This is a genomic window from Bacillus mobilis (assembly GCF_001884045.1).
Classification (GTDB): domain Bacteria; phylum Bacillota; class Bacilli; order Bacillales; family Bacillaceae_G; genus Bacillus_A; species Bacillus_A mobilis.
Window position 1 is genome coordinate 43,405 of sequence record NZ_MACF01000119.1, and the last position, 26,485, is coordinate 69,889.

Annotated in this window: 25 protein-coding genes, 2 pseudogenes and 1 riboswitch; of the genes and pseudogenes, 20 read left to right on the plus strand and 7 right to left on the minus strand. The window is 31.5% G+C overall.

All coding sequences use genetic code 11. The annotated features are described in order from the left end of the window. Nucleotides 1–295: 295 nt before the first annotated feature. Nucleotides 296–1,204 carry a VanZ family protein gene (locus tag BAQ44_RS19735; RefSeq protein WP_071723157.1) on the minus strand — a complete coding sequence of 303 codons (909 nt, stop codon included), beginning with the start codon at nt 1,202–1,204 and terminating at the stop codon, nt 296–298. A gap of 1,225 nt (nt 1,205–2,429) precedes the next feature. On the opposite strand from BAQ44_RS19735, the gene BAQ44_RS19740 reads away from it, so the two are divergent. The 3 genes from BAQ44_RS19740 (at nt 2,430) to BAQ44_RS19750 (ending at nt 4,086) form a co-directional block, all read left to right on the plus strand. Further along, nucleotides 2,430–3,203, plus strand: coding sequence for a DUF3959 family protein (locus BAQ44_RS19740; RefSeq protein WP_071723159.1), 774 nt, complete (start codon nt 2,430–2,432; stop codon nt 3,201–3,203). Nucleotides 3,204–3,330: 127 nt separating this feature from the next. After that, nucleotides 3,331–3,747, plus strand: coding sequence for a DUF3995 domain-containing protein (locus tag BAQ44_RS19745; RefSeq protein WP_071723161.1), 417 nt, complete (start codon nt 3,331–3,333; stop codon nt 3,745–3,747). Between the two features lie 135 nt (nt 3,748–3,882). Next, nucleotides 3,883–4,086 (plus strand): hypothetical protein, encoded by a 204-nt coding sequence (locus BAQ44_RS19750; RefSeq protein ID WP_061678510.1) that lies wholly within the window; start codon nt 3,883–3,885, stop codon nt 4,084–4,086. A gap of 248 nt (nt 4,087–4,334) precedes the next feature. Here the strand turns inward: BAQ44_RS19750 and BAQ44_RS19755 are convergent, their stop codons facing one another. After that, the gene (locus BAQ44_RS19755) at nt 4,335–4,547 is read right to left on the minus strand and encodes a hypothetical protein (protein WP_071723163.1); all 213 of its coding nucleotides are present in this window, start codon (nt 4,545–4,547) and stop codon (nt 4,335–4,337) included. A 231-nt stretch (nt 4,548–4,778) separates the two neighbouring features. Here BAQ44_RS19755 and BAQ44_RS19760 point away from each other — a divergent pair, with 231 nt between their 5' ends. The 7 genes and pseudogenes from BAQ44_RS19760 to BAQ44_RS19795 all read left to right on the plus strand — a co-directional run bounded on the left by BAQ44_RS19760 (nt 4,779) and on the right by BAQ44_RS19795 (nt 10,584). Then, nucleotides 4,779–5,780 (plus strand): DUF1835 domain-containing protein, encoded by a 1,002-nt coding sequence (locus BAQ44_RS19760; RefSeq protein ID WP_071723165.1) that lies wholly within the window; start codon nt 4,779–4,781, stop codon nt 5,778–5,780. Nucleotides 5,781–5,955: 175 nt separating this feature from the next. Continuing rightward, a pseudogene (locus BAQ44_RS31470) lies at nt 5,956–6,240 on the plus strand (hypothetical protein); the annotation flags it as partial. A gap of 147 nt (nt 6,241–6,387) precedes the next feature. Continuing rightward, nucleotides 6,388–6,792, plus strand: a complete 405-nt coding sequence (locus tag BAQ44_RS19770; RefSeq protein WP_071723169.1) for a hypothetical protein — start codon at nt 6,388–6,390, stop codon at nt 6,790–6,792. Between the two features lie 157 nt (nt 6,793–6,949). Next, on the plus strand, nt 6,950–8,185 hold the full coding sequence (locus BAQ44_RS19775; protein ID WP_061678514.1) for a cytochrome P450 family protein: 1,236 nt from the start codon (nt 6,950–6,952) through the stop codon (nt 8,183–8,185). Between the two features lie 267 nt (nt 8,186–8,452). After that, nucleotides 8,453–9,736, plus strand: coding sequence for an MFS transporter (locus BAQ44_RS19785; RefSeq protein WP_071723171.1), 1,284 nt, complete (start codon nt 8,453–8,455; stop codon nt 9,734–9,736). Further along, nucleotides 9,726–10,358: a Vat family streptogramin A O-acetyltransferase gene (locus BAQ44_RS19790; protein ID WP_061678516.1), complete on the plus strand. Its 633-nt coding sequence runs from the start codon at nt 9,726–9,728 to the stop codon at nt 10,356–10,358. The genes BAQ44_RS19785 and BAQ44_RS19790 overlap by 11 nt, the downstream gene beginning before the upstream one ends. Nucleotides 10,359–10,428: 70 nt before the next feature. Continuing rightward, on the plus strand, nt 10,429–10,584 hold the full coding sequence (locus tag BAQ44_RS19795) for a DUF1540 domain-containing protein (protein WP_000046092.1): 156 nt from the start codon (nt 10,429–10,431) through the stop codon (nt 10,582–10,584). 100 nt (nt 10,585–10,684) lie between these two features. On the opposite strand, the pseudogene BAQ44_RS30480 reads toward BAQ44_RS19795, so the two are convergent. Then, nucleotides 10,685–10,765, minus strand: a pseudogene (locus BAQ44_RS30480) (PadR family transcriptional regulator); the annotation flags it as partial. 29 nt (nt 10,766–10,794) lie between these two features. Beyond that, the gene (locus tag BAQ44_RS30485; RefSeq protein WP_249024750.1) at nt 10,795–11,025 is read right to left on the minus strand and encodes a DUF664 domain-containing protein; all 231 of its coding nucleotides are present in this window, start codon (nt 11,023–11,025) and stop codon (nt 10,795–10,797) included. A 257-nt stretch (nt 11,026–11,282) separates the two neighbouring features. Between BAQ44_RS30485 and BAQ44_RS19805 the strand changes: the two genes are divergently transcribed. The 6 genes from BAQ44_RS19805 to BAQ44_RS19830 all read left to right on the plus strand — a co-directional run bounded on the left by BAQ44_RS19805 (nt 11,283) and on the right by BAQ44_RS19830 (nt 19,620). Next, nucleotides 11,283–11,585 (plus strand): hypothetical protein, encoded by a 303-nt coding sequence (locus BAQ44_RS19805; protein WP_063262054.1) that lies wholly within the window; start codon nt 11,283–11,285, stop codon nt 11,583–11,585. A gap of 322 nt (nt 11,586–11,907) precedes the next feature. After that, the gene (locus BAQ44_RS19810; RefSeq protein ID WP_071723173.1) at nt 11,908–12,486 is read left to right on the plus strand and encodes a cysteine dioxygenase family protein; all 579 of its coding nucleotides are present in this window, start codon (nt 11,908–11,910) and stop codon (nt 12,484–12,486) included. 162 nt (nt 12,487–12,648) lie between these two features. Continuing rightward, nucleotides 12,649–13,500, plus strand: a complete 852-nt coding sequence (locus BAQ44_RS19815; RefSeq protein ID WP_063262052.1) for a Cof-type HAD-IIB family hydrolase — start codon at nt 12,649–12,651, stop codon at nt 13,498–13,500. 414 nt (nt 13,501–13,914) lie between these two features. Further along, nucleotides 13,915–15,702, plus strand: a complete 1,788-nt coding sequence (locus tag BAQ44_RS19820) for a PAS domain-containing sensor histidine kinase (RefSeq protein ID WP_071723175.1) — start codon at nt 13,915–13,917, stop codon at nt 15,700–15,702. A 224-nt stretch (nt 15,703–15,926) separates the two neighbouring features. After that, nucleotides 15,927–18,053 (plus strand): peptidoglycan D,D-transpeptidase FtsI family protein, encoded by a 2,127-nt coding sequence (locus BAQ44_RS19825; RefSeq protein WP_071723177.1) that lies wholly within the window; start codon nt 15,927–15,929, stop codon nt 18,051–18,053. Nucleotides 18,054–18,441: 388 nt separating this feature from the next. After that, nucleotides 18,442–19,620: a macrolide family glycosyltransferase gene (locus tag BAQ44_RS19830; protein WP_063262049.1), complete on the plus strand. Its 1,179-nt coding sequence runs from the start codon at nt 18,442–18,444 to the stop codon at nt 19,618–19,620. Nucleotides 19,621–19,669: 49 nt separating this feature from the next. Here the strand turns inward: BAQ44_RS19830 and BAQ44_RS19835 are convergent, their stop codons facing one another. Then, nucleotides 19,670–20,353 (minus strand): aspartate/glutamate racemase family protein, encoded by a 684-nt coding sequence (locus tag BAQ44_RS19835; protein WP_116758395.1) that lies wholly within the window; start codon nt 20,351–20,353, stop codon nt 19,670–19,672. 150 nt (nt 20,354–20,503) lie between these two features. Further along, nucleotides 20,504–20,619, plus strand: a riboswitch (SAM riboswitch). 139 nt (nt 20,620–20,758) lie between these two features. Between BAQ44_RS19835 and BAQ44_RS19840 the strand changes: the two genes are divergently transcribed. The 4 genes from BAQ44_RS19840 (at nt 20,759) to BAQ44_RS19855 (ending at nt 24,054) form a co-directional block, all read left to right on the plus strand. After that, on the plus strand, nt 20,759–21,307 hold the full coding sequence (locus BAQ44_RS19840) for an ECF-type riboflavin transporter substrate-binding protein (RefSeq protein ID WP_071723179.1): 549 nt from the start codon (nt 20,759–20,761) through the stop codon (nt 21,305–21,307). A 10-nt stretch (nt 21,308–21,317) separates the two neighbouring features. Beyond that, nucleotides 21,318–23,018 (plus strand): ABC transporter ATP-binding protein, encoded by a 1,701-nt coding sequence (locus BAQ44_RS19845; RefSeq protein WP_071723181.1) that lies wholly within the window; start codon nt 21,318–21,320, stop codon nt 23,016–23,018. Continuing rightward, nucleotides 23,011–23,811: an energy-coupling factor transporter transmembrane component T family protein gene (locus BAQ44_RS19850; protein WP_071723183.1), complete on the plus strand. Its 801-nt coding sequence runs from the start codon at nt 23,011–23,013 to the stop codon at nt 23,809–23,811. Before BAQ44_RS19845 ends, BAQ44_RS19850 begins: the two co-directional genes overlap by 8 nt. Before the next feature lie 135 nt (nt 23,812–23,946). Beyond that, nucleotides 23,947–24,054, plus strand: coding sequence for a YjcZ family sporulation protein (locus BAQ44_RS19855; RefSeq protein ID WP_000120182.1), 108 nt, complete (start codon nt 23,947–23,949; stop codon nt 24,052–24,054). Between the two features lie 92 nt (nt 24,055–24,146). Here the strand turns inward: BAQ44_RS19855 and BAQ44_RS19860 are convergent, their stop codons facing one another. Together BAQ44_RS19860 and BAQ44_RS19865 are read right to left on the minus strand one after the other, a co-directional pair. Next, nucleotides 24,147–25,415, minus strand: coding sequence for a sensor histidine kinase (locus BAQ44_RS19860; RefSeq protein WP_063263383.1), 1,269 nt, complete (start codon nt 25,413–25,415; stop codon nt 24,147–24,149). A gap of 86 nt (nt 25,416–25,501) precedes the next feature. Continuing rightward, on the minus strand, nt 25,502–26,383 hold the full coding sequence (locus BAQ44_RS19865; protein ID WP_071723185.1) for a protein kinase family protein: 882 nt from the start codon (nt 26,381–26,383) through the stop codon (nt 25,502–25,504). Nucleotides 26,384–26,485: the final 102 nt, after the last annotated feature.

The window sequence follows — 26,485 nt, forward strand, 5'->3', positions numbered from 1 at the left end:
ATCTATGAAGATAAGCTCTCACCGTTTGTAAAGGCTGTTCTAACTAATTAATAATTAAAAAGACTATCCCTGTGCACAAGCCAGAAGATAGTCTTTTTTTGAAAATTAAGTAACTGAGAAATAACGAAAAAAACAAATTAAGCTTTTGGAATTCATTAACTTTAGAAAATAACGTTTTTTTACACTTGGGGATGCAACAAAAACTTAAGTCGATGGGTGTGTGGTACTGCCCTGTGTCTAACAATCGGGGGGAAGTTCACTTTATGATTATATGCGTATAAAATGAAAATTCACATTATCTCCTTGCGGAAATAGGTGGACTCGTTAGAACTACGTCATGATCTTTTAACTGTACGCGAAAGATATATACTGGTTGAGAAAAACCTTTTGTATCCGTGACGCGTTCTAAATTATATTCCGTAATGACTAAAGTCTCACCTTCAAATTCTTCACCCGCTCCGAAAGCTCCCATAGGATAAATATCTCCTTGTTTCAGCTTTTGAAATGCTTCTTTTGGAGAAATAATTTTGACGTCTCGCACTTTTTCACCTTTAGAATCGTAAACAGGCATTTTTTTACCTTCATCGCTTAACTCTAGTGATGCTTTTATAGAGACATGAGACATATCTGTTTTTCTGTAAGGATCAAATGGCATATTACCAAATTCCTTCATTTCATACGAAATAATTATTCCAAGTGCGAAGAAGCTTACAGCAGCTGGTAAGATTAAATATTTGACTATATATGTGTGTGATTCCTTTTTTTTGAGAAGAATAAGAACTATATTGAATATACAATACCCTAGCATCATTCCAATAGTATTATGAAGTAAATCGTCTAGTTCCGCACTTCCACGAAGTGTTATAAATTGAAGAGTTTCAATAAATAAAGATGTTGTAATTGAACTGATTAACATCCATTTTACTTTTAAAAAAACTTCATTAAATAAAGGTAATAAAATCCCTAACGGAAACAGCATACCTATATTAACAAATATATGAAAAAAAGAATTAAATGAAAATTGATTCCATGCTTGTTGATACTGGCTTAGTACATCGAAATCAATAGTTCTTACAAAGATATTCTCAGCTGAACGCCCAAATGTGGTAGCTATCATTAAAAGGGAATAATATCCTATAATTAATATAAATAATATAACTTGTCGTTTAGTAAATTTCTTTTCTCGTTTATTGATAAAATTCATTTTACACCTACTTTAGATATTTCGCCTAGTCCATTGATAAATCTTGCATAGCCTGGGATTACTTTTCTAACAACTTGGGATTCTAATTCTTTGATTCTCTTATTCATAAAGTCTACTCCTTGTAAATTGTAAATTTTGCTGTTCATAAAGAGTGTAGTGCGAGAGATGTACACATATACATATAGGATATAAGGAACTATTAAAATAAAAAGTAGGGTAAACTTTAAATTTTTATTAAATATTTGAAGCCTTTTCTTTTGATAACCTAACTTCAAATATTGTTCTTATCACATTAATTTTCAGCAGAAATCCCCCTTATGCTGTTTGCCTATATTTTTAGGAATACACTTAATAGACAATCTAAGTAATAAATTTGTTCCACATTAATAAGGAATCAAACCAGTGTGTTTCGATCGAATATCGAAATACACTGGTAATTTAGTCTTTTTCTTATTGTCTACTTAATAGGGAGAAGACCCCATTGCTATCAAGCTAAGATTTTGAGACCCTTATAACAAAATTTTAGCTTTTTACAGTTATTTATGAGAATTCAGCTCAATTTTCTCGTTTTGGGGTATTTGCTTTTCTTAGGTTGGTGGGCAAGGGGGAGTACCAACAAAGCACGAATTTTACAGCCTAAGAAGAATTTTTTGAAATTTGCAAGTTATGAACGCGACTATTATTATTTTTTCTTTAATTAATGATTTTGGTCATAGTGGAAGTTTGATTGATGTGTAAAAGAAAAAATACAATGAAGATTTTTAACAGAAGAAAATAAAAAAGTGCTAACAAGTTTGCAAACGAACTTACTAACACTTATACAGAATAGACATAAATTATCGCTGATATGTCTTCTTTAAAACAGCTTTAATTAAAGAGATCACACTTATACGAATTGCTTATAAAAATATTCGCGATATGACGGATATAGATGCAAGAGAGTTTAAAGAGTTTGATGATGAATTGGATGTAGATATAATAAAAGGAGAAAAGAAAGATTCAATTATTCTGCTGTAAATAATAATAGACAAATCTTGCTCATTATATCGGTCAGGATTTGTCATTTTTTCATGTAAATAAGGATATCTTTTGTCATGTATCTTCTCTTTTACGTATTTACTTTATTTACATACAGGATTAAGATATTTTTTAGAAATAAAAAACTGCATCATTTAAGAAAGCTATATGAATTGATTCAAAAGAAATTTGAAAGGAATGAGGAATTGTGAAGAAATTAGATGTGCTATTAATGCTATTAAGCGGCCTCTTTCCAGTTGCAGGAATTATGAAGCAAATCCCACTAGAACAATCTTTATATATTGGAGGCCTTTTATTTTTTACTAGTTTCGGTAGTTATTTCGCGAAAAAAATATATTCACGTATATGTAGTTGGATAGCGTACGCGCCATTCATAACACTACTGTTAGTCATTTGGCATCAAGATATTTCAATAAGTTCCATAATAGCGAATGCGAAAATTGCCGCTTGTATCGCTTTAATTCCATGTTTATTTCGTTTTCGTACATATGGACTTACTTTAGGCTTATTCTCATTATGGGCGGCTTTACTATGGGATATTAAAGAAGTACAGTCGTTAGTTATACTTGAACGTATGTCAATTTTAATGACAGGTCATTACTTATACCTTCTATTGTTAGTTGGAGGACTAATAGTAGGTGGATTACTTGCGATGTTATTACATCGTAATGAGCAGGATGAAAATAAAGAAAATATAAATCTATTTCAACAAAAAAAGAAACGCAAAAAATTATCATTTAAGATTCCTCTTCCAAAATTACCGAAAGTAAAGATAAAATTATTTAAGTTTGGTGGAAAAGCATCAAAACGAAAAACGCCAGAAAACATTCGTGAGCATAATTACGAAGAACCAGCTTCAGCTGCAACATATGAAATGAAAGAGCAAATACAACAATATAAAGAAGGTACTGCTCAAGGACAAACGAGGATGGAACGTCGTAGGAATAGGTATAATGTATAAAATATTTCAGTAACCCCTTTAATGATGTATCATTAAAGGGGTTTTTTATGTGATTTATAGATTACTAATGTGGAAATTGTAGCATACTCTAAAGTTGAGGACTTAAATAAAATAATGGGAGGATAAAATGCTTATTATTACATCCATTTCGGTCTGTATATTATTTTTAGTTAGTTTTTTACATGTTTACTGGGCTTTCGGAGGTAAGTGGGCGACAAATAGTGTCATTCCAACAAAATCTGGAGAAAAGGCGTTTATACCAGGTACAGGAATGACATTGTTCATTGCGTTATTATTAAGTATGGCAGCAATAATTTTATTACAACAAACCAATGTTGTTCATTTTGCATTTCCTAATATTATTGTTCAAATAGGATCCTGGATTTGTATGATTGTGTTTTTAATAAGAGTGATTGGTGAGTTTCATTATTTTGGTATCTTTAAGCGAAAAAAAGATACGCAATTTGCTAAAATGGATACTGTTTTATATATACCACTTTGTGCATTTTTATCTTTATCATTCTTACTAGCAATAATATCGTGAACAGAAAATAGTACCTGCTTTCTTTAAAATAAACGTGAATTAGCAAGGAGTAAAAGTGAGAAATCTAGTAGTAAATAAAAAGGATGTAAGCGTCTTCTTATCGAAATATAGATTATTATGAAAGGCGGTGACACTATGAAGTATGTAAAAGTAAGTATGAATGGTGGAAGCGAACACAAATTCTCGATGACTCTAGATCGGTTTGAAGAACTTATTACTACAGAGAATGGACTATTAGAAAATAAATTAGTTAGTATTGAAAATGTAATGATTAATCCTACTAATATATCTTCTGTAGTTGAAAAAATTGGTGTACCGGCTAAATTTATGGAAGCTTAAAAATCGGTACATAAAAAACATCCATAGGGATGTTTTTTTATTTATAAATATGATAATTGTACAATGAATATATGAGCAAAATTTTTAGCAATACGCATACATTTGATGTGTAATAGATGCACAATAAAATAAGTACAAGCATAGATTATATTGTAGGACAAGACCTTCGTGTCCTACTTAATACTCAGAAAAAACCTCTATCACATGAGAGCATCCAATTGCAGGGTGCTCTTTTTTTATCCCGTTCTTTAACTTTCAATTTTAAACATATCTTTGATGTTAATAAATATTAAAAATAATATAATAGCAAAAATTAAGTTAGATAAATAGAAATCTTGATGAAATAGTAATTCAAAGATGACATCGAAAACATATAATAAGGCGATGGTAGGTAATATACAAATAAATATAAACCTCCAATTTTTTAGATAATGTTTATAAGTAGTGAATACTTTATCCATATATATATAGCTCCTGTATTTTTTGTTTTCTATATAATTATACATTTTAATAATAAGATTTACAAAGGGATATTTAACAATTAAGAATTGTAGGGAGAGGTTTTGGCGGAAAAATAGATACCTGTAGCAATCTGAATAATAAATGCTTTTACTTTAAAAAACTTTTAAAGAACGATACTAAAATGATACACTATAATCTACGTTATTTTAGAAATGAATAGAGGGATTTGTGTGATAGAGAAAATCAAAAATGTTGTAGAGGATATGTATGAAGAGGAAGCAAAGCATTTACTTCAAAGTATTCTAATACAATTAGATGTATTAGACGGGAATTATAACGAAGATATGATAAAAAATTTAACGAGTATTCCTAAGCAATTGACAAGTCATGCGACTCAGGAAAAGAACGTAAGAGAAAGTATACACATTCATATCGCCTTTGATGATTCAACAGCTGGTTGTTTAAAATATATGTTGAAACAGGAAGGATTACTTGAGGAGAGTGTAGTTTCATTCTCTGAATTCTTTTCAATTGGGCCTGTTCATCAATTACATACAAATGAAGGTCAATTAGCAAGAAAAGAGTGGTTATTAAATAACTTAACTTCTTATGATTGTTATTTTGAAGAAGAGTATTTACCAAAATTTAAGGAAACTTTAGAAGTTCTACATTCAATTCCAAATGAAACACCAATTACCATTTGGAAGGCAGATAATGCACATGAACATGTAGGCTTAAGTTTTGTAATTGCACAATTAAAAGATAAGAAAAACATTCGCGTTATGAATACGTCTGAAGCAAGTAAAGAAATATTAAAACAAGAATATGATATTCGTGGAACTGGAGAGTTAGCACCTGAAAGTTTAGCTCTAATTCAAAAAAGTTTTGTAGAATTGCTATATTTAACTGTAGAGAAACGTATGCAGTTTGAACATGAGTGGGATAGTCTATCGAAAAGTACGGAGTTTTTAAGAGTTTGGAAAGAAAATGAAGTGCATTCTGTACAAGAAGATTATTTTGATCAATTTATGATTGAATGTGCGAAAAGTGCAGGTGCTGATCGTGAGTTCCTAAAAGCTCCTAGAGTAATTGGTGAGGTACTTGGTCTTGTAGAGCAATCAGTTGGCGATACATTTTTAGAATATCGCTTAAAGGAATTAATAAAAAAAGAAGTTTTTGAATTTGAAGGTTCGTTAAATGAAATGCGTTTTTATAGTGTGAAGTTGAAATAGCAATTAAACAAAAATCCCTTTCTAATAAATAATTAGAAGGGGATTTTTGTTGGGGATAATAGAGAAATTTTTCCTTTTTGGAAGTTTCATATAAAAAGAAAGCTCATATATTATATAGAGTTTACTAATAATTAGGAGGAATCGTTCATTGAACAATCAGTCTTGTTCATGTCAATCAGATGATGCACCAAAGTTACTACCTCCATCTAGCCCTCCCAATGTACCCTCTACATTTGCTAATTCTATAACAACAGGCCAAATGAGATTGTGGATGTGCAATTGTTTAGGAAGATGGGGCTATTTAAGGTTATATATACCTGGTACTTTTGGGAGAGATTTATGGTTTTTCCCAACAGAAGTTCGGCGGTGTGATGTATCAGGATATACTTGGCAAAATGGTAGTCGTTTTAAGGTAACTTACCATTATAAACAAATTAGTAATTATATGTGCTTTGCTTAGTACAAATAGGAGAGATTTATTTTAGATCTATTCTATTTGTATTTTACAACATTTTTTATGAATTTAGGCTATAAATAAGCTTCCTATAGAGGGCTTATCACATATGAATGTTAAAGGTACTGAATGAAAAGTAGGTGATTTGTTAATATGTATAACCAGCAAAATTATCCATATGATCAAGGGATGTATTATAATCCACAAAACTACGGGTATGAACCTGTAAATGAAGTGAGAGATATGGAACAAGAAGATTATAGACCAGATGATGCGGAAGATGCTCCAACGTCACCACCACCATCTCAAGCTCCATCGTTACCATCGACATTTGCTTCGCCAGCACAGCCAGGAAATATGAAATCCTGGATGTGTAACTGTCTAGGAAGATGGGGCTATTTACGTTTGCATCGTCCTGGACCTTTCGGAAGGGACTTATGGTTCTTCCCGACTGAAGTGAGGAGAAATGGGGTTTCAGGTTACACTTGGCAAGGTGGTCGCCGTCGTAAAGTAAGTTATCGCTATCAACAAATTAGTAATTTCATGTGTTTTGCGTAAATAAGAGTGAGAGAGTAGAAGGATTTTACTCTCTCACTTTTTTATTTTTCAATATAAGAAGTAAGATTTTGATTAAAAATTTACAATTTTCACGTTTTTATTAGAGTATAATGCAACTGTTGGTTCGTTTTCAAAAAAATGAGAGTGAGGGGATACAATGTCAATGAAAAACAAAGTTGGGCAAAGAATAGAGGATGGTATTAATTTAGCTTCAGCGCAGTTTAAAGAAGATGCTTATGAAATTTATAAAGAATCGCGAAAAATACAACCTATATTATTTGTAAATGAAGTTGAACTCGGTAAAGAATGGCTCATTACAAGATATGAAGATGCTCTGCCACTTTTAAAAGATAATCGTTTGAAAAAAGATATGACAAATGTGTTTCCTCAAGATACAACGAACATGTATCTTTCCGTTGACAATAGTGATCATTTAACAACTCACATGTTAAATTCAGATCCACCTAATCACAGTCGTTTACGATCTTTAGTTCAAAAAGCTTTTACACCGAAGATGATTACACAATTAGACGGAAGAATTCAGAGAATAGCGGATGATTTAATAAGTGAGATAGAGCGAAAAGGTACATTAAATCTAGTGGATGATTATTCGTTCCCTTTACCGATTATTGTAATAAGTGAAATGCTTGGTATTCCAAAAGAAGATCAAGCGAAATTTAGAATTTGGTCTCATGCTGTTATTGCATCGCCAGAAACACCTGAAGAAATAAAAGAAACCGAAAAACAACTATCTGAGTTTATTACATATCTTCAATATATAGTTGATGTAAAACGAAAAGATCCAAAAGAAGATTTGGTTAGCGCGCTAATACTTGCAGAAAATGAAGGACATAAACTTAGTGCTCCAGAGCTATATTCAATGATAATGCTATTAATCGTAGCAGGACATGAGACAACAGTGAATTTAATTACGAATACGGTATTAGCACTTCTTGAAAATCCAAATCAATTACAGTTGTTAAAAGATAACCCAAAATTAATCGATTCTGCAATTGAAGAAGGATTGCGTTATTATTCTCCAGTTGAGGTTACAACTGCAAGATGGGCAGCTGAACCTTTTCAAATTCACGAACAAACAATCCAAAAAGGGGATATGGTTGTCATTGCATTAGCTTCGGCAAACCGCGATGAAACAGTATTTGAAAACCCAGAAGTATTTGATATTACTCGGGAGAATAATCGTCACATTGCCTTTGGACATGGTAGCCATTTCTGCTTAGGCGCCCCACTTGCTAGGTTGGAGGCGAAGATTGCTATTACTACTTTGATTAATCGGATGCCTGAATTACAAATAAAAGGGAATCGTGAAGATGTTAAATGGCAGGGGAATTATTTAATGCGTTCTTTAGAGGAATTACCATTAACATTCTAGAATATTTATTTTTAGACATGCATACATAGAAAATGATTTACATAGAGTATGTATGTGTTATTTAAATTCGAAACGGAAGGGTGAAAACATCCCAATGATCAACTAATTCTATTTGTAAGAGATCTTCGTTAAAAAACGAAATATTCTTCTGAATAGGGTTAGTCTGTACATGTATAGAAAAGGGATGTATTTCGCTCTGCGAATATATAGTCTTTTTATATGATTTGTGCTGCCTCCTGTTCAGAACACGAAATAGGAGGCCTTTTTATGTCGAAAAATGTAGTAACGAAACAAAATAATGGGGTATCACAAGTATTGAAAAATAGATTTGTACAGGGAATTTTAGCTTCAGCATTATTTTTACAAATTGGAATATGGGTTCGAAACTTTGCCGTATTACTGTATGTAATGGAAATGACGAAAGGTGATGCTTTTGCTATTTCAATGATTTCAGTAGCTGAATTTGCTCCCATTTTTATTTTCTCATTCATTGGTGGAACGTTTGCTGATAGGTGGAAGCCAAAGAAGACAATGATATGGTGTGAAACGTTAAGTTCTATTTCAGTATTCGCTGTATTAATTACACTTATGTTTGGAACATGGAAAATCGTATTTTTTGTCACGCTTATTTCTGCAATCCTTTCGCAGTTTTCTCAACCATCGGGTATGAAGTTGTTTAAACAACATTTATCGGCGGAACAAATCCAATTGGCGATGTCTATATATCAAACAATATTTGCGATTTTTATGGTGTTAGGGCCAATACTAGGAACGTTTATTTTTCATAGTTTTGGAATTTATATTTCAATCATCATAACAGGTATCGCTTTTTTACTTGCAGCAGCAGTGTTGTTATTTCTTCCGAAAGATCTTGAGAACGATAATGAGAAGAAAGAAATCACGCTATTACAGGAAATGCTAGACGGTATTAAATATGTAAAAAAGAAAAAAGCATTAACTTTGCTAGGGCTTTGTTTTATGGCAGCAGGACTGGGTATCGGTTTAATTCAGCCTCTGGGTATATTTATTGTAACTGAGCAGTTAGGGCTATCAAAAGAGAGTTTACAATGGTTACTAACAGTAAATGGTGCAGGAATGATTGTTGGCGGTGCTTTAGCAATGGTATTTGCGAAAAATGTTGCACCGCAAAAGATGTTAATTGTAGGGATGCTCGGTCAGGCGATTGGCATTGGTATTATTGGTTATTCGACAAATTTATGGGTGACACTTACAGCACAACTTTTTAGTGGTTTAGCTCTCCCATGTATCCAAATAGGCATTAATACGCTCATTATTCAAAATAGCGATACAGATTTTATTGGAAGGGTAAACGGTATTTTAAGTCCATTATTTACAGGATCAATGGTAGTAACGATGAGTATTGCGGGCTCATTGAAGGCGATGTTCTCATTAAGTACGATGTATGAAGGTACAGCTTTACTTTTTATAATTGGATTATTATGTATTTTACCTATATATAATTTAAAACCAGTAATAACAGTAGAAAGTGAAATAAATGATAAAGGAGGTGCTGCGCAACATGAATCCTAATCCAAATGTTAAATATCCTATTGAAGGAAATCAAAATGTCCATTTTATAAAAAATACAGTAACAAAAGCTAATATACTAGTTGGTGACTATTCTTATTATGATGCGAAAGATGGAGAAACATTTGAAGATCGTGTATTACATCATTATGAATTTCTTGGAGATCGCCTTACCATTGGAAAGTTTTGTTGTATTGCAAATGGAGTTACCTTTATTATGAACGGAGCGAATCATCGGATGGATGGATTTTCGGCATATCCATTTAATATATTTGGAAATGGGTGGGAGAAGTATACACCTAATTTGTCTGATTTGCCCTACAAAGGTGATACAGTTATAGGAAATGACGTTTGGATAGGTATGGATACAACGATTATGCCCGGAATAAAAATAGGGGATGGTGCAATTATTGCAGCTAAATCTGTTGTGACTAGAAACGTCGCACCATATACAATTGTCGGTGGTAACCCTGCAAATAAAATAAAGGACCGATTTATAAATACAATAATAGAAGAATTGTTGCAAATTCAATGGTGGCATTTTGACATTAAAAAAATAACTGAAAATATAGATGCGATTGTACAAGGAGATATTGAATCATTAAGAAAGCTAAAAAGGGAATAAAAAATGCAGTCTAAAGAGTATCATACCTCCGAATTTTGTTAATGATAATAGAACAAGGAGGTGTGATACTATGGCACAAGACGTTTTATGTGAAGTAAACAACTGTAAATTTTGGGCTAACGGCAATAAATGTAGTGCAGATGCAATTTATGTAGTAAGTAATAAAGGGAAACATGCATCAACTACTGAAGAAACAGATTGCAAAACTTTCGATCCAGAAATATAAAATTTTGAAGGGTAGCCAAATCGTGGTTGCCCTTTTATTAATTATAGTATTGATAATAAATCTCATTTTCATTCATTGTTTTTAACTTTTTTTTATTTTTTCATATTTTCTTCATAAGTGATGTAATCCAGAGCAATTCATGTTCAATACGTGATTTACTAAATTCAATGACTTCTGTAATAATTCGCCACTTTAGATATTCACTTTCAGTTAAATCTCTTTTTCAAACGAGATAACTTGATGAACAAACTCCATCGCTGCAATATGTGATAAGAGAGTACCAATAGTGTTTGAACTACCGTTTGGTAAGAAATCTAAATCACTTTGGTTTAAATTGGAGATTTCGCTCAATGTAACATCTCTTTTATGTTCAAGCATTGTTACAAGCTCTCCAATCTTATTTGAATAGTTTTCTCTTGAAATTATTCTATAATCTATCATATATATCCCTCCAATTCATGCTAAGTATAAGTTTACCAATAAAATAAAAAAACAAATTCTGGAAATTCATGTAAAATAATGATATGATTTAATTGAATATAAAGAAAAAGGAAACCTGTTTTTATCAGTGTTACCTTATCCAAGACTAAATTTTCCCCATACATCATTTTTTTTGATGTAGCTCTTGAAGATAAAAACTATTTAATTTTCAAGGAACAGTTATTAACTTAAAACTTATTATACGAGGAGGGTGTATCATGAAAAAAATATGCTTTGTATTAATTGTCGACGCTGGTATAAATTATGGTTCAATATTTTCTCTACCATTTTTAAGGAATCAGGATGATTTGAAGGGATATTTTTCTAAGTATTATGATGTTTCAATTAATTATATTAGGGATAAAAACTCAGTTGACTATTTGGTAGTTCCCAAACCGTGTCCACCTTTTGATAATGAAAATAATCTTCCAATAATTGAAGTACCAGCAATCTTATTTATGGAAAAGAATTTTGAAAAAATAAAGACTTATATAGACAATTATTTTTCTAATAACTCATAAAGAAAATAAAAGTACAGTAAAAAGAAGTCCGATAAAAAATGAGTGGCGTAGAATATTTCTATTAATCATTCGTTTTTTATTATATTTACATATCAGTCTATCGCAAATGAACTTGTACAACATATCGGGAAATATAGTGAGGTTAATATCGTTGAAGAGTTTAATGAACAAACTTTGAAATTCTTACCTATTCGCTTGACAACTCAATAACCTAATCAACAAGGTGCAAAATTATTGTACCTTGTTTTTTTATTTCTCAATTGTAAATTTTTGGTGACCTATTTAATATGGAAGTGTGTGAAAAGAGTAGAGGAGGATGCTTATGTTAACGTGTAATGGAAGTAAAACGTTTCAAACATTTATTAAAGCTGTAACGGATTTAATGGATAGTAATTTGTTAGAAGATCAAATTGTTTGTGCGATTGAAAAATTACTAGAAGAACTTTTAGAAAAGAAAACATGGCTTCCACTAGAAAAACAGAAGGCGAATTCGGCTCAATATGCACGACACCTATTATATGAAGATCCTTTAAAGCGGTTTGAAGTATTAGCTCTTGTATGGAAAGATGGACAATCTACACCTTTACATGATCATGATGGTACATGGGGAGTAGAAGGTGTTTTTACAGGAAGGATAATGGTGCAGAATTTTATACAAACTAAGCAGATTGAAAATTCACTTGTTTATTTAACGCATACAGGAAATCTTTATTTGGGAGAAGGAGAAACAGATACAGTCATTCCACCAGCAGATTGTCATATTCTTGAAATAGCTGAAAACGAAAGCGTTGTCACGATTCATATTTACGGAAAACGTTTAGAAAAGTTTAAAGTATATGTCCCAACTGAAGAAAAAAATGTATACATGTGTGAGACAAAATATATTAGTTATAATTCATAGTTTAAAATCCAAAGCAAAAGCTTTGGATTTTATTTATAATTATTTCTTGACCTGAAACGCTTTTCATAAATTATAAATAAGGAGTACTTCACGAGATCATTATGAAAACGATACCTTTTGTTTAATTGAACTCGTGTATTTAAAGAAAGTGGTGAAGAAATAATGAAATTAATCGCAATTGATTTAGATGGAACTCTTCTTTCAGGGAATAAACTGATTAGTAAAGAGAATGCAGATGCAATTCGAAAATGCCAGGAAGCTGGCCATGTTGTAGCAATTTGTACAGGACGTTCTATCGTTGATATTGAAAGATTGTTGTTAGAAGTTAATTTAGACTGTCCAATTATTGCGGAAAATGGTGCGCTTATATATAAAGATAAAAAAATGATGAAGAGATATCCAATTGAAAATATGCAGGCACTTGAGATTGTAGACTATCTTGAAGAGAATGGCTTATATTATCAGCTTTATACTAATAAAGGTGTATATGTACCAGATTATGGCGTAGAGAGTGTGCGTAATGAGATCGAATATGTGAAGAATTCAAAAGAAAGTTTTGATGTGAAAGAGTTAGAAACGATTGCAGCATTATATCTTGAACATACAGCATTTCATAGTGCAGAAAGTTGTAAACCAATTGTAGAAACTGATATACATGTGCATAAACTTTTACCATTTTCTTATGACATAGAAAAATTAAAAAAGTTAAAAGCAGCGTTTCTGCATAATACTGATTTAGCAATTACATCTTCATATTGGCATAATTTAGAGATTAATCATCGTGATGCCCAAAAAGGAAATGGCTTATATACTTTAGCAGAACATCTGAATATTCCAGTCGAAAATACTGTAGCGATTGGTGATGGGCTAAACGATGTTTCCATGATGGAAAAAGCGAATATATCAATTGCAATGGGGAATGCAGTGGAAGAAATAAAAGCGATGTGTCAATACGAAACCTTATCAAATGAAGAACACGGTGTTGCACATGCCTTAAATAAATATGTAATGTAATATAAAAAGAAAAAAAGAATCCAAATAGATTCTTTTTTTCTTTTTATTAGGGGTAAGGTATTCTATGAGATTCATAGAAGCCTTATTACTTTTTATTATATAGAATATATTGGAATAAATGTTTATATTTTTCATGTTAATTGTGAAAATTTTATGAACTTTATATTTTTTTGTATTTTTATACAACTAAAGATGATATGTATTACTCTCATATGAAAACCATGTATGAGATGAGTAAATACAAATGGATTAAAAGTTCATTTTTCATGCGAATTCTTTTCTGTTTTTAATTGAAAAATAAAATTTGTTCGAATAATTATTCTACAACTATATACCTAAAGGCACATTCTTCGTATAATGGAGAAGTATAAATTTTGAATTTGTATTAATTTTACATATTGAGGTGAAAAAGGAATGAATGCGCGGCTAATGGAACTTATTGATGTGAGTACAATAGAAACCATGGCAGAACAGTTTTATAAATTAACCAACATATCACATCAACTTCTTGATGCTGAAAAAGAATGTATATTTTCTTTTGGAATAAATGAGACGAAAATATGTAAACTTCCCAAAATTGAAATCCCCATTTTTTTATACAATCAACATTTAGGATCTTTTGTAGTATGGTCCAACAAAAGCGAAATTTACAATTGTCAAAAATACTTTGAAATGCTTTCAAATCTAATTATTGATGGAGCAACAAATGTATTTCAAAGTAAAAATACAATGTTGTTTACTCGAAAAGAGGAGGAACTACATACGATTTTACAAAACATGCCTGTTATGGTTGATGCGCTTGATTATAATGGAGATTTTGTTTTGTGGAATCGGGAGTGTGAAATTGTAACAGGTTATACCGCTGAAGAAATAATAGGAAATCCAAATGCCCTTCAATTATTGTACCCAGATCATAATTATCGTCACCAAATACAAACGAAATTTTTAACTTGTGGAAAAAATTTCAGAGATTGGGAAATGCACTTAACATGTAAAAATGGTGAAATTAAAACAATCATGTGGTCCAATATATCGGAACAGTTTCCTGTAACGGGGTATAGCTACTGGGCTGTCGGTGTAGATATTACACATTTAAAAGCGATAGAAGAGCAGTTAAAACAACAAACGTCTGAATTGGAATTAATTTTTAAGGCTTTACCAGATTTATGTTTTTTAACAGAAGATGATGGCACAATTATAGATTATAAAGCAGGATCCCCTTCGAAATTTTACGTACCGGCAGAAGCTTTTATGGGAAAAAAGTTTTTCGAAGTATTACCTTCTCCAGTAGCACAGCAGTTTCAGGAAGCAATTCATCAAGTGAAGGAAAAAGGAACGAATGTAATTGTGGAATATCCACTTACAATTAATGGGAGTATTGATTTCTTTGAAGCTAGATGCTTACCATTATTACATGATAAAATAATGATCATTGTACGTGATATTACAGATCGGAAAAAGACAGAAGAATTACTAAATAAATCAGACACACTTGCAGCAATCGGTCAATTAGCAGCGGGTGTAGCTCATGAAGTGCGGAATCCATTAACAGTCATTAAAGGGTTTATACAGTTATTCCAAATTAATAAAGAGGATCAAGAAAAATATTTTGATCTAATGCTTTCGGAAATTGAAAGAATAGAGTCGATCCTCCAAGAATTTTTGTCAATTGCTAAAACAGATGAAATGAATACAGAACAAAAAAATATTTATCAAATTTATAAAAATGTCGTATCGTTAATGAATACAAAAGCAATTATGACAAATATTCAAGTCGAATTATATGCAGAATCCAACGATATAAGTATTGAATGCTCAGAAAATCAATTGAAACAAGTGTTTATTAATATTTTGCAAAATTCTATCGAAGCTATGCCAAATGGTGGGAAAATTACAATCCACATAAAAGAAATAAACGATGATGGTGTCATTATTCATGTAATTGATGAAGGAATAGGAATACCTGAAGAAAGAATTAAGAGATTAGGTGAGCCTTTTTATAGTACGAAAGAAAAAGGTACCGGTATTGGATTAATGTTAAGTTATAAAATTATTGAAAGCCATCAAGGAAATATAAGTATTATGAGTGAGGTTGGTGTCGGGACAACAGTAACGATTTACTTGCCGAAAGTTCAGAGTAAAGAACATCTATCAAATTGTGATGATAGATGTATATCGATACGTTCTAGCATTCATTCTTAAATAAATGATTAAATCCCCAATGAAAAAAAGCTAAACTTTTTCATTGGGGATTTTTATATTTAATTTAGTAAACTTTACCTTTTCTTTACCTTTGTTTTAATTTCTATTAAGTTTTTATCGGTATATTAATATTTGTATAAAGTACTGTATAGAAAATGTGCATTACTTTTAATATATAGATTCTATTATTATGAGGAATACTGTAAGGAGGAGATTATGACAAAGTGAATAAGCAAGAGAAAAAAAGTGGTAGAGCAATACCGAAGCGGTTAAACATTTTATTTCTTTGTGTATTTTTATTATTTTCTGCAATGATTATACAGTTAGGGAAAGTGCAAATTCTCGATGGAGAGACGTATAAAAATGAAGTAGAAAAGAGAGAAAATGCAACTGTGAGTCTTTCCGTCCCGCGCGGGAAAATATTTGATCGTGAAGGAAATCCGGTTGTTGATAATAAATCTTTACGAACGGTCACGTACACAAAGATGAAAGGTGTAAAATCAGAAGATATATTAAAAACTGCAAGACAACTTGCAGATATAATTGAAATGCCGCAAGAAGATATTACTAAGTTAACTGAGACAGATAAGAAAGATTTTTGGATGCAATCAAATCCGAAACTGGCTGAAAATCTAGTATCAAAAAAAGAAATAGATACATTTAGAGAGAAGGATATTAGCGGTAAGAAGCTAAATAAAAAAATAGAAGAGTTAAAAAGAAAACGAGTTACAAATAAAAATCTTCAGGAATTAACAGATAAAGATATAAAAGTGTTAGCTATTAAAAGTAAGATGACTGCAGGCTATCAAATGGCTCCTCAAATTATTAAAAAAGATGTTAGTGAAAAGGAATTTACTATAATTAGTGAAGGTTTAGCGAATCTTCCAGGAGTAGACGTATCGGTTGATTGGGAAAGAGTGTATGTAAATGATGGATTATTCCGATCCGTTCTTGGAAATGTTTCTAATTCTGATGAAGGATTACCAAGTGAACGATTAGATTACTACTTGGTACGTGATTATAGTCGAAATGATAGGGTTGGAAAAAGTTATATCGAGCAGCAATATGAAGATGTACTTCATGGGGCAAAAAGAGAAGTAAGAAGCGTTGCTGATAAACAAGATAATACAATTAGAACGGAAACAGTTTCTGAGGGGAAAAGCGGTAAGAACTTAACTTTAACAATAGATATGGAGCTGCAGAAAAAAGTAGAAGAAAGTATTGAAAAAATATTAAAAGCATATAAAGGTTCAGAATCGATGTTGGACCGTGCTTTCGTTGTAATGATAAATCCGAAAAACGGACAAGTATTATCAATGGCTGGGAAAAGACTTGTAGAAAAAGATGGGAAAACAGAAGTTGAAGACTACGCATTAGGCACAATGACTAGTTCGTACGAGCTTGGATCAACAGTGAAAGGTGCGACAGTTTTAACTGGATTTGAAACGAAAGCTATAACACCAGGTACTTATTTTTATGATGCACCAATGAAGTTTAAGGGAACTAAGGAAAAAAAGTCTTGGAAAGAGTTCGGAAATATTGATGATTTAAGAGCGTTACAAGTTTCTTCAAACGTTTATATGTTTCATACAGCATTAAAAATTGCAGGTGTGGATTATGTGAAAAATAGCTCATTAAATATAAAACAGGAGTACTTTGATAAAATGAGGTATTATTTTAGGCAATTTGGATTAGGTGTTCCAACGGGTATCGATTTACCAAATGAAACAGCTGGACAAATTGGTAAAAAAGATAACCAACCAGGTTTCTTATTAGACTACTCAATTGGTCAATATGACACGTATACACCGCTTCAGCTTGTACAGTATATTTCAACTATCGCAAACGGTGGATATCGAATGAAGCCGCAAATTGTTCAAGAGGTAAGAGAGCAAACGTCGCAAAAAGATGAAATTGGTAAAGTAGTACATTCAGTAGAGCCAATCGTTTTAAATAAAATAGATATGAAAGAGGAATATATAAATCAAGTAAAGGAAGGATTTAGAAAGGTATTCCAAGAAGGTGATGGAACTGGGGTAAGGGCGTTCCAAAAAGCATCGTATAAACCAGCAGGTAAAACAGGGACAGCACAGACAGTTTACGGTGGTGAAAGTGATATCGGAAGAAATGAAAAAGGCGAGAGAAGGGAATGTTATAATTTAACGTTAGCAGGATATGCGCCATATGATAATCCAGAAGTAGCGTTCTCTGTTGTTGTACCATGGGTTATTAATGATAAATCTGGCATTAACTCTGATATTGGAAAAGAAGTTTTAGATGCTTATTTCGAATTGAAAAACAAGCGTTTAAGTGGAGAATCGCCAAAAATAGATGATCCTAAAGAGAATTAAAATGTACGAAGCGTCTCTAGCAATCATGTGAACTAGAGGCGTTTTTTCATAGGAATAAATTAGAAACGAGGTATAATAGGTAAAGTAGAAATAGTATATTATCTATTTTAGTGAATAAAATGGGTGAAATAATTCTATCAATTATTCACCTTTTATAAAATAAATCATATATTGATAGCATAGGACAAGCTGAAAAGCTTATTCTATCCTCACAGAACACTCCTTATCACGGTTAGGCATCTACTTATGTAGATGCTTTTTTTGTTATTAACTGACAATTATTTATCAACCTTAAGTAGCAAGCATATTAGGACTATTAGGTGAAGATTGACGGTAATATTTACAGTATGATTAATAAGAGTATTGAAATGTAAGGAGTGAGAAATAAGTGCTAAATATTTTAGTGGTTAATTTTCCAGCAGAAGGACATGTAAATCCTACATTGGGTTTAGTCAATGCCTTTACTGAACGGGGGGATCATGTACATTATATTACAACAGAACACTTTAAAGGTAGAATTGAAGATTTGGGAGCGACTGTATATACTCATCCAGATTTATTAAAGGAGATTTCTATTGATAATGAAACTTCATCTGGGCTGAATTCTTTCTTTCATGTACATGTTCAAACTTCTTTATATATATTGAAAATTACAAAACAATTATGTGAAAGAATAAATTTTGATTTCGTAATTTATGATATATTTGGTGCTGGAGAGTTAGTAAAGGAGTATTTACAAATTCCTGGCGTAGTTTCTTCTCCTATATTTTTAATTCCTCCAGAATTTTTGGAAACTTTACCTTTTCATCCAAATGCAGAAATACAATTTCAACCTGATGAACTTTCTGAAAAGTTATTATATCAAATAGAACACGAATTTGGAGTAAAGCCCAAAAATAATCTTCAATTTATGCATAATAAGGGTGATATTTCTCTCGTGTACACAAGTCGTTATTTTCAACCTAATAGCGATGCGTTCGGAGAAAATAACATTTTTATTGGACCGAGTATTTCAAAGCGAAAAACTAATGTAGAGTTTCCACTTGAATTACTTAAAAATAAGAAAGTTATTTATATCTCAATGGGAACACTGCTTGAAGGACTCGAACCATTTTTTAATACTTGCATTGATACTTTTTCAGATTTTGATGGAATAGTTGTAATGGCAATTGGTGATAGAAATGATCGTTCTAAAATTAAGAAAGCGCCAGACAATTTTATAATTGCTTCATACGTACCCCAATCAGAAATATTAAGTGAAGCAGATGTTTTTATTACACATGGCGGCATGAATAGTGTGCACGATGCTATTTATTTTAATGTCCCATTTGTCATAATTCCACATGATAAAGACCAACCAATGATAGCACAAAGATTAACTGAGCTGGAAGCAGCACATAGATTATTGAAAGAGCATGTTAATGTGCAAACTCTAAATGAAGCGGTAATAGACGTTCTTTCAAATGAAAAGTATAAACATGGTATACGAAAACTGAATGATAGTTTTTTAGAATGCGGTGGTTCAAAAGAAGCAATCGAAGTTATTAAAGCTCTTTTAAATAAATAGTTTGGACAATATAAAAGCATAGAGGCTTAACCTTTATGCTTTTATATTATTATCCTGCAAACTGCACAGCAGTATTTGCGTGTATTAAAGCAGTATCAAAAACAGGTACAGTAAGGTCGTTTTGAGAAATAAGCAAAGGAATTTCAGTACACCCTAGTAATATGCCTTCTGCACCATTTTGAATTAATGATTTTGCAATTTGTAATAGCTTTTCTTTTGATGATTCTGAAATAATTCCTTTACTTAATTCATTTAAAATAACATGATGTATAAAATCTCTTTCTTCTTTAATTGGGATGATTGTCTCAATGTTATAATTCGCTAGACGAGATTTATAGAAGTCTTGTTCCATCGTTTGTCTTGTTCCTAATAGTCCAATACGTTTTATATTCTGTTCTACCATTTTTTTTGCACTTACATCACCGATGTGAAGGAGTGGTATTGATATTGCCTGTTCTACTTCTTCAGCAAATAAATGGACCGTATTGGAACACATTAATAAACATTCAGCCCCGGAATTTTCAACCTTTTTTGCAACGGTGACTAATTCGTTTTTCACTTCTTCATATTGATGATTTTGTAGTAAGGTAGTTACCTCACCAAAATCCATGCTATATAAAACAAGCTTTGCATTTTGATCGTATTGAGAGAGTGTAAGTGTATTAATATGTTTATAGTATAACGATGTAGATTCCCAACTTAGTCCACCAATTAAACCAATTACTTTCATCATACATTCCTCCCGAAACAATTTTGAGTTCATTATTTCATAATTCCGATAAGAATACAATGATTTAAATGTATCATTTAACAAAAAATAAAAATAATTAGAAAAGTATTGAAATTTATTCTTCTTAGTGCCATAATACGAATTACAAATTAATACTTATCCAGAGAGGTGGAGGGAACGGCCCTATGAAACCTCAGCAACCCCTATGTACATTTATAGGAAGGTGCTAATTCCGCAGAGGACACGATGTGTTTTTTGGAAGATAAGAGGATTCTTGAACGTGAAAGAAAATGACCTATTATATAAGGGGTCATTTTTTGTTGTATAGAAAGGGAGTGTCGATGCATAATTCAATTTTAAAATAAATATAGAGTAATTAAAGTTGACTAATATGAGAGGGGAATTGTAATGAACAAATTATCAACGAAGTTAGTAGTGGCAATCGGAATTGGAGCAGCATTATACGGCATATTAGGACTTTGGGGATTTTCTATTGCACCAAATACATTTATTAAACCTGCATTAGCTGTTTTAACTGTTTTTGGAGCGTTATTTGGCCCAGTGGCAGGACTGCTAATAGGACTTATCGGTCATACCGTAACGGATACAATCGCTGGTTGGGGTATTTGGTGGGGATGGGTTATTAGTTCAGGCATTATCGGCTTTGCAATGGGACTCATTCAAAAAAGAGTTGGCTTTAGTGTGAAAAACGGGACGTATAATAAGGCGAATATTTCTTATTTAGCTATTGCGGGGTTACTTGGTATTGTCATTGCTATTATATTTGCTGGTGCATTCGATATTATTGTGATGGGAGAACCGTTTGACAAAATTTTTATACAAGTATTAGGAGCAACAATTGCGGATGTTATTGTATTTTTAGTACTTGGGTTACCAATTACAATAGGTCTAGCTAAGTCTAATAAGAAACATACACATTTAAAAATTGAAAAGTAGGGATGTTAACATGCAACCAATTATTTCTTTTGAACAATTTAGCTTTCAATATGAGCATGCGGCGCAGCCTACTGTAAAAGACATTACGTTTCATATATATCCTGGGGAAAAAGTATTAATTGCTGGACGTAGTGGTTCAGGGAAGTCAACGTTAGCTCATTGTATTAATGGGCTAATCCCGTTTTCTTATGGGGGGATTAGTACTGGAAATATTTTAATTGCCGGAAAAGACCCGAGGAAAGGGAGTATTTTTGAACAGAGTAAACAGGTAGGAACAATTTTGCAGGATCAAGATGCTCAATTTATTGGTCTTACAGTAGAAGAGGATGTAGCTTTTTATTTAGAAAATGAATGTGTAAATCAAAACACTATGAAAAAAATTGTTTCAGACTCATTAAAAAAGGTAAAGATGCATTCTTTTCATAAACAAAGTCCACATGAATTATCAGGGGGACAAAAACAATCTGTTTCTCTAGCAGGGTTGTTAACAACGAATGCCGATATATTATTATTTGATGAACCTTTAGCGAATTTAGATCCTGTAAGTAGCTTACATACAATAGAACTTATTAAAGATATACATAAACAATATAATAAAACAATTGTAATTATTGAACATCGAATAGAAGAAATGTTAAATCTGGATTTAGATAAAATCATTTTAATGGATGACGGGAGAATTGTTGCGATAGGAACTCCAGAAGAGATTTTAACGTCAAATATATTACCATCTATCGGCTTAAGAGAACCTATGTACATAGAAGGATTAAAGAGATTACCTTTTGGTGGTAATAATGGCGTAATATATCCACTCGAAAATCTTCAAAGAGAAAGTGTAAGTAGCGCAATAAATGAGTGGATGGAGAAGCAAGTTTTTTGTAAAAGCACTCCTACCAATAAAGAATTATTAAAAGTAGAAAATTTATCGTTCTCCTATCCTAATAAACAAAAAATATTAGAAAATATAAATTTCTCAATAAAAGAAGGGGAAATTGTAGCACTTTTAGGTCATAATGGCGCTGGAAAATCAACATTAGCTCATAGTCTTATAGGCATAAACAAAACACAAAATGATAGGATTTTATTTGATGGAGTAAATATTAATTCTTGGTCTATTCGTAAACGTGGAGAGATTATATCTTATGTGATGCAAAATCCAAATCATATGATTACGCAACCTACTGTAATAGAAGAGGTTTCATTTTCATTAAAATTAAAAAAAGTTTCAAAGGAAGAAATTAAGCTTAGAGTGGAAGAAACATTAAAAATTTGTGGTTTGTATCCATTTCGTAATTGGCCAATTCAGGCATTAAGTTATGGACAAAAAAAGAGAGTAACGATTGCATCTGTACTAACAACAAATCCGAAACTGATCATTTTAGATGAACCGACAGCGGGACAAGATTATTATCATTATAAACAGTTTATGTCGTGTATTAAAAAACTAGCTGCAAAGGGAATATCTTTTATTTTTATCACACACGATATGAATCTCGCATTAGAATACGCAGATAGAGCAATCGTTTTACACGAAGGGGAAATTATTGCAAATAATACTGCGTCTATCGTATTAGGTCATTCAAAAACGCTACAAAGAGCGAACCTAAGGGAAAGTTCTTTATTCAAGCTAGTTAATTTTAGTGGGATTGCCTATCCTGAAAGGTTTATAGAACTTTATTTTGAGGTTACTAGGAGGGAGGAACATGTATAGTACATACTTTCACCGTATGGATGGAGCAGTGAAATTATTGTTATTTATTTTTTGTATGACGCTTACTTTTTTGTTTTTTGATTTTCGTATATTGTTTATTGTATTTATGATTGGCTGTATCGGACTTCTAATTGCAAAAATTCCATTTCGTAAAATTTTAATTGTTTTTAGTGTTATATTTACATTTAGTTTATTAAATTCTGTCATGATTTTATTTATTACACCAACACATGGATCTGAATTAACTGAATCATATACTTCGTTTTTACAAATCGGATATGCGACAATTACTTATGAAACATTATTTTATGCAGCTACACTTTCATTAAAATATTTTACGTTATTACCATTTACACTTATTTTTATTTATACGACTGATCCAAGTGAATTTGTAAGTAGCTTAAGTAAATTTCGAATTCATTATAAGATAACCTATGCAATAAAAATTGCGTTACGTTATATACCTGATATTCAGTCTGAATATAAAATTATTAAACATGCACAAGAGGCGAGAGGAGTAGCCTTTGAAAAAGGAGAAGCAAGTTTATGGACTCGTATGAAAAATCGTGTCTTAATTTTCTGGCCTTTAATTATTCATTCACTAGAGAGAATCGATACAGTTTCAAATGCAATGGATTTAAAAGGATTTGGAAAAAAGGATAAACGTACGTGGTTTTATACAAATAAAGCAAAAAGCGGAGATTTCATTGCTTTATTTGTAGGTGTTTTTATTTTAATTGTAGCAGTATATTTAAAGTTACATGTATTTCAAAACTTTTGGTATCCATTTTAAAGCACTCTCAAATGAGTGCTTTTACTTATTTTTTTGTAGACATGCTCAAAAAAGGGATATTTACATAATGTATAATACGAACCAGTTAAAATGATCAACTACCTATTAGTTTTCAAACCAAAAGGAGGAGAAATTATGAGTTACGGTGGTTCTTGTGGTTTTGGTGGAGGTTTCGCTTTATTAGTTGTGTTATTTATTTTATTAATTATCGTTGGATGCAGCTGCTGGGGCGGAGGGTACTAATTTCTAATTAGTCTCCACAAGTGTAAACTTAAAAAACATAGAAGATACTTATGTATCGATACAAATAAAAAAGGAGCATAAATGCTCCTTTTTTATTTGTATTCAGATGAGTTCGTATTCCATTTTGGGAATGTAATTGTCAAAGATGTACCCTTATTAATAACGCTTCGGATTTTTAAACTACCTTGCATCGTTTCAATAATCTTAACAGCAACCATGGTACCTAAACCTGTACCTTTCGTTTTTGTACTAAAATATGGTTCGCCAAATCGATTTATTTGCTCTTGTGACATACCAATGCCGCTGTCCTCAATTCGTATGATAACTTTATTATTACTAATAGATGAAGAGATATTTAAAGTACCACCATTAGGCATTGCTTCAATACCATTTTTTATTAAGTTTAAAAAACATTGTTGAAAGTGCTGTTTATTACCAACAATCGTTGCCTTAGAGAAATCTTTTGTAATATGTATTGTATTCATATTACATAATGGCAAAATCATATTAATAACTCGATTTAACTCTTGTTCTACTGAAATATGATCTAATTTTTCTGGAGCAGGCTTGGCAAACGTTAAGTAATCATCGATAATTTCTTGGGCACGATTTAACTCTTCAAGTATATGTTTAATATACTCGTCTCTCGATTCAGGAGTTAAATTCGGTGTTTTTAAAAGCTGTGTAAATCCTTTTACGACAGTTAAGGGATTTCTTACTTCGTGCGATATACTAGCAGCGAGTTGGCTAACAATCTCCATTTTTTCCATTTTTATCAGCTTCGCTCGCATACATATTGCATCTTTTAAAACTTCATTAAAATAAATTGCAAATAACATCAAAATAGTCGGTAATATTATGAAATAAATAATGTATAAATTATTCACTTCAAAATCCGATAAAGTTAATACAATTACAGTTGTAAATATTGCTAGAAAAAATGTTAAAAACATTGCATAAGCTACTTTAATTTTCCTATTATACGTATTAAATTTTGCGGATGCGAATGCTGTAATGATAAACATTGTGCCATACACGAGTATGGTTAACATACTAAATCCATAAAATGAAATTCTTGTAATTAATAAAATAGCAAACAAAATGATACCGACAGGGAATCCACCATAAAGTGTACCAACTATAACTGGTATTTGTCTTAAATCATGAATACAATTTTCATCCATATAAATCGGATAGCGCATACATAAAATAAGAGGGATACTCGTACAAAGGATAATAAGTAGCTTTTTATATTTCTTCAAATAGCGCCCGCTATCATATATAAAATAGAAAATAAATATACTACTTAAAATATAAAGAAGATTATTTAATACGTTTTGATTAATATAAACAAAGTTCATAATATTTGCCTCATTATTTTTAATTTCTATTTCATATGTATTATACATGATTATAGTAGAAACGTTTTGCTTTTAATAATATAAGTTTATATCTTTTTAGCATTTGCTACGTTTAACCATTCTTCATAAAATTCTTCAACTGATGCATATCGTTCCGTACGGTTTTCACTTACAGCACGGAAAGCTATCTCATATAACTCCTTACTTGCTTCCCATTTTATAAAAGAACGATCTTTTTCACCACCTAAAAGAGCAAAAGCCATTGCCCCCATATTAAATACATTTGTTCTCGCATCAATCATAGCGTTTAGCTGAAATTCCTCAGGGGACATAAAACGCGAGGATCCCCATAGCCGTCCCATTGTATTTACATAGGGTTTCTTATTGTATAAATCTATATCACAAATCAGCGTTTCATTTGTATGGAAATTATATAAAATACTACCGTCATAAAAATCTATTGCTACATAGTTTTTCTCTTCGACATATGTATGGAAAGAAAAAATTGAATTTAAGGATTGAATGCGTTCCATAACTGATAATTGCTTAAATTTATAAAATGGAGAGTTTGGATTTTTATATTTCTCAGGGGACGGAAAACTCCAATGCGAATGAAGACATTCACCATCAAACCAATCGAAAATTAAAACATATCCAGATTGAACGGGAAAATGCTCAATTAATTGTATAAGCGACTCGTGCTTTAATGTCTCATATAGGGAAACTGAATTTTTTAATCTATCAATAGCATCACTGGTTTTACCGTTATATGCAATTGTATTTGCTCCTGCATATTTAATAAATTTCTTATGCCCATCTTTTTCTACACCGAAAGATAGATTACCTGAATCTTGCTGGTCAAAAACCGCAAATACGGTTCCTAATTTCGTAAGCCAATCAAAATTATGATGTTCTTTTAATTGGAATGTTATTTGATTCAACTGAATTTCAACTGGATTAGCTTTCATAATATACCTCGCATTTATTATAATTAAGTTGTATATTTCAGTATTCGATATATTTTGTGAAAATCCTATGTTAATCACATGAAATTTTATGAATATAATAAT

What these genes read in the sequence shown, in the direction of transcription:
- BAQ44_RS19735 (WP_071723157.1), bottom strand. Translation starts at nt 1,204, where the DNA reads ATGAATTTTATCAATAAACGAGAAAAGAAATTTACTAAACGACAAGTT.
- BAQ44_RS19745 (WP_071723161.1), top strand. Translation starts at nt 3,331, where the DNA reads ATGCTTATTATTACATCCATTTCGGTCTGTATATTATTTTTAGTTAGT.
- BAQ44_RS19750 (WP_061678510.1), top strand. Translation starts at nt 3,883, where the DNA reads ATGAAGTATGTAAAAGTAAGTATGAATGGTGGAAGCGAACACAAATTC.
- BAQ44_RS19755 (WP_071723163.1), bottom strand. Translation starts at nt 4,547, where the DNA reads ATGGATAAAGTATTCACTACTTATAAACATTATCTAAAAAATTGGAGG.
- BAQ44_RS19770 (WP_071723169.1), top strand. Translation starts at nt 6,388, where the DNA reads ATGTATAACCAGCAAAATTATCCATATGATCAAGGGATGTATTATAAT.
- BAQ44_RS19775 (WP_061678514.1), top strand. Translation starts at nt 6,950, where the DNA reads ATGTCAATGAAAAACAAAGTTGGGCAAAGAATAGAGGATGGTATTAAT.
- BAQ44_RS19785 (WP_071723171.1), top strand. Translation starts at nt 8,453, where the DNA reads ATGTCGAAAAATGTAGTAACGAAACAAAATAATGGGGTATCACAAGTA.
- BAQ44_RS19790 (WP_061678516.1), top strand. Translation starts at nt 9,726, where the DNA reads ATGAATCCTAATCCAAATGTTAAATATCCTATTGAAGGAAATCAAAAT.
- BAQ44_RS19795 (WP_000046092.1), top strand. Translation starts at nt 10,429, where the DNA reads ATGGCACAAGACGTTTTATGTGAAGTAAACAACTGTAAATTTTGGGCT.
- BAQ44_RS30485 (WP_249024750.1), bottom strand. Translation starts at nt 11,025, where the DNA reads ATGATAGATTATAGAATAATTTCAAGAGAAAACTATTCAAATAAGATT.
- BAQ44_RS19805 (WP_063262054.1), top strand. Translation starts at nt 11,283, where the DNA reads ATGAAAAAAATATGCTTTGTATTAATTGTCGACGCTGGTATAAATTAT.
- BAQ44_RS19810 (WP_071723173.1), top strand. Translation starts at nt 11,908, where the DNA reads ATGTTAACGTGTAATGGAAGTAAAACGTTTCAAACATTTATTAAAGCT.
- BAQ44_RS19815 (WP_063262052.1), top strand. Translation starts at nt 12,649, where the DNA reads ATGAAATTAATCGCAATTGATTTAGATGGAACTCTTCTTTCAGGGAAT.
- BAQ44_RS19820 (WP_071723175.1), top strand. Translation starts at nt 13,915, where the DNA reads ATGAATGCGCGGCTAATGGAACTTATTGATGTGAGTACAATAGAAACC.
- BAQ44_RS19835 (WP_116758395.1), bottom strand. Translation starts at nt 20,353, where the DNA reads ATGATGAAAGTAATTGGTTTAATTGGTGGACTAAGTTGGGAATCTACA.
- BAQ44_RS19840 (WP_071723179.1), top strand. Translation starts at nt 20,759, where the DNA reads ATGAACAAATTATCAACGAAGTTAGTAGTGGCAATCGGAATTGGAGCA.
- BAQ44_RS19845 (WP_071723181.1), top strand. Translation starts at nt 21,318, where the DNA reads ATGCAACCAATTATTTCTTTTGAACAATTTAGCTTTCAATATGAGCAT.
- BAQ44_RS19850 (WP_071723183.1), top strand. Translation starts at nt 23,011, where the DNA reads ATGTATAGTACATACTTTCACCGTATGGATGGAGCAGTGAAATTATTG.
- BAQ44_RS19855 (WP_000120182.1), top strand. Translation starts at nt 23,947, where the DNA reads ATGAGTTACGGTGGTTCTTGTGGTTTTGGTGGAGGTTTCGCTTTATTA.
- BAQ44_RS19860 (WP_063263383.1), bottom strand. Translation starts at nt 25,415, where the DNA reads ATGAACTTTGTTTATATTAATCAAAACGTATTAAATAATCTTCTTTAT.
- BAQ44_RS19865 (WP_071723185.1), bottom strand. Translation starts at nt 26,383, where the DNA reads ATGAAAGCTAATCCAGTTGAAATTCAGTTGAATCAAATAACATTCCAA.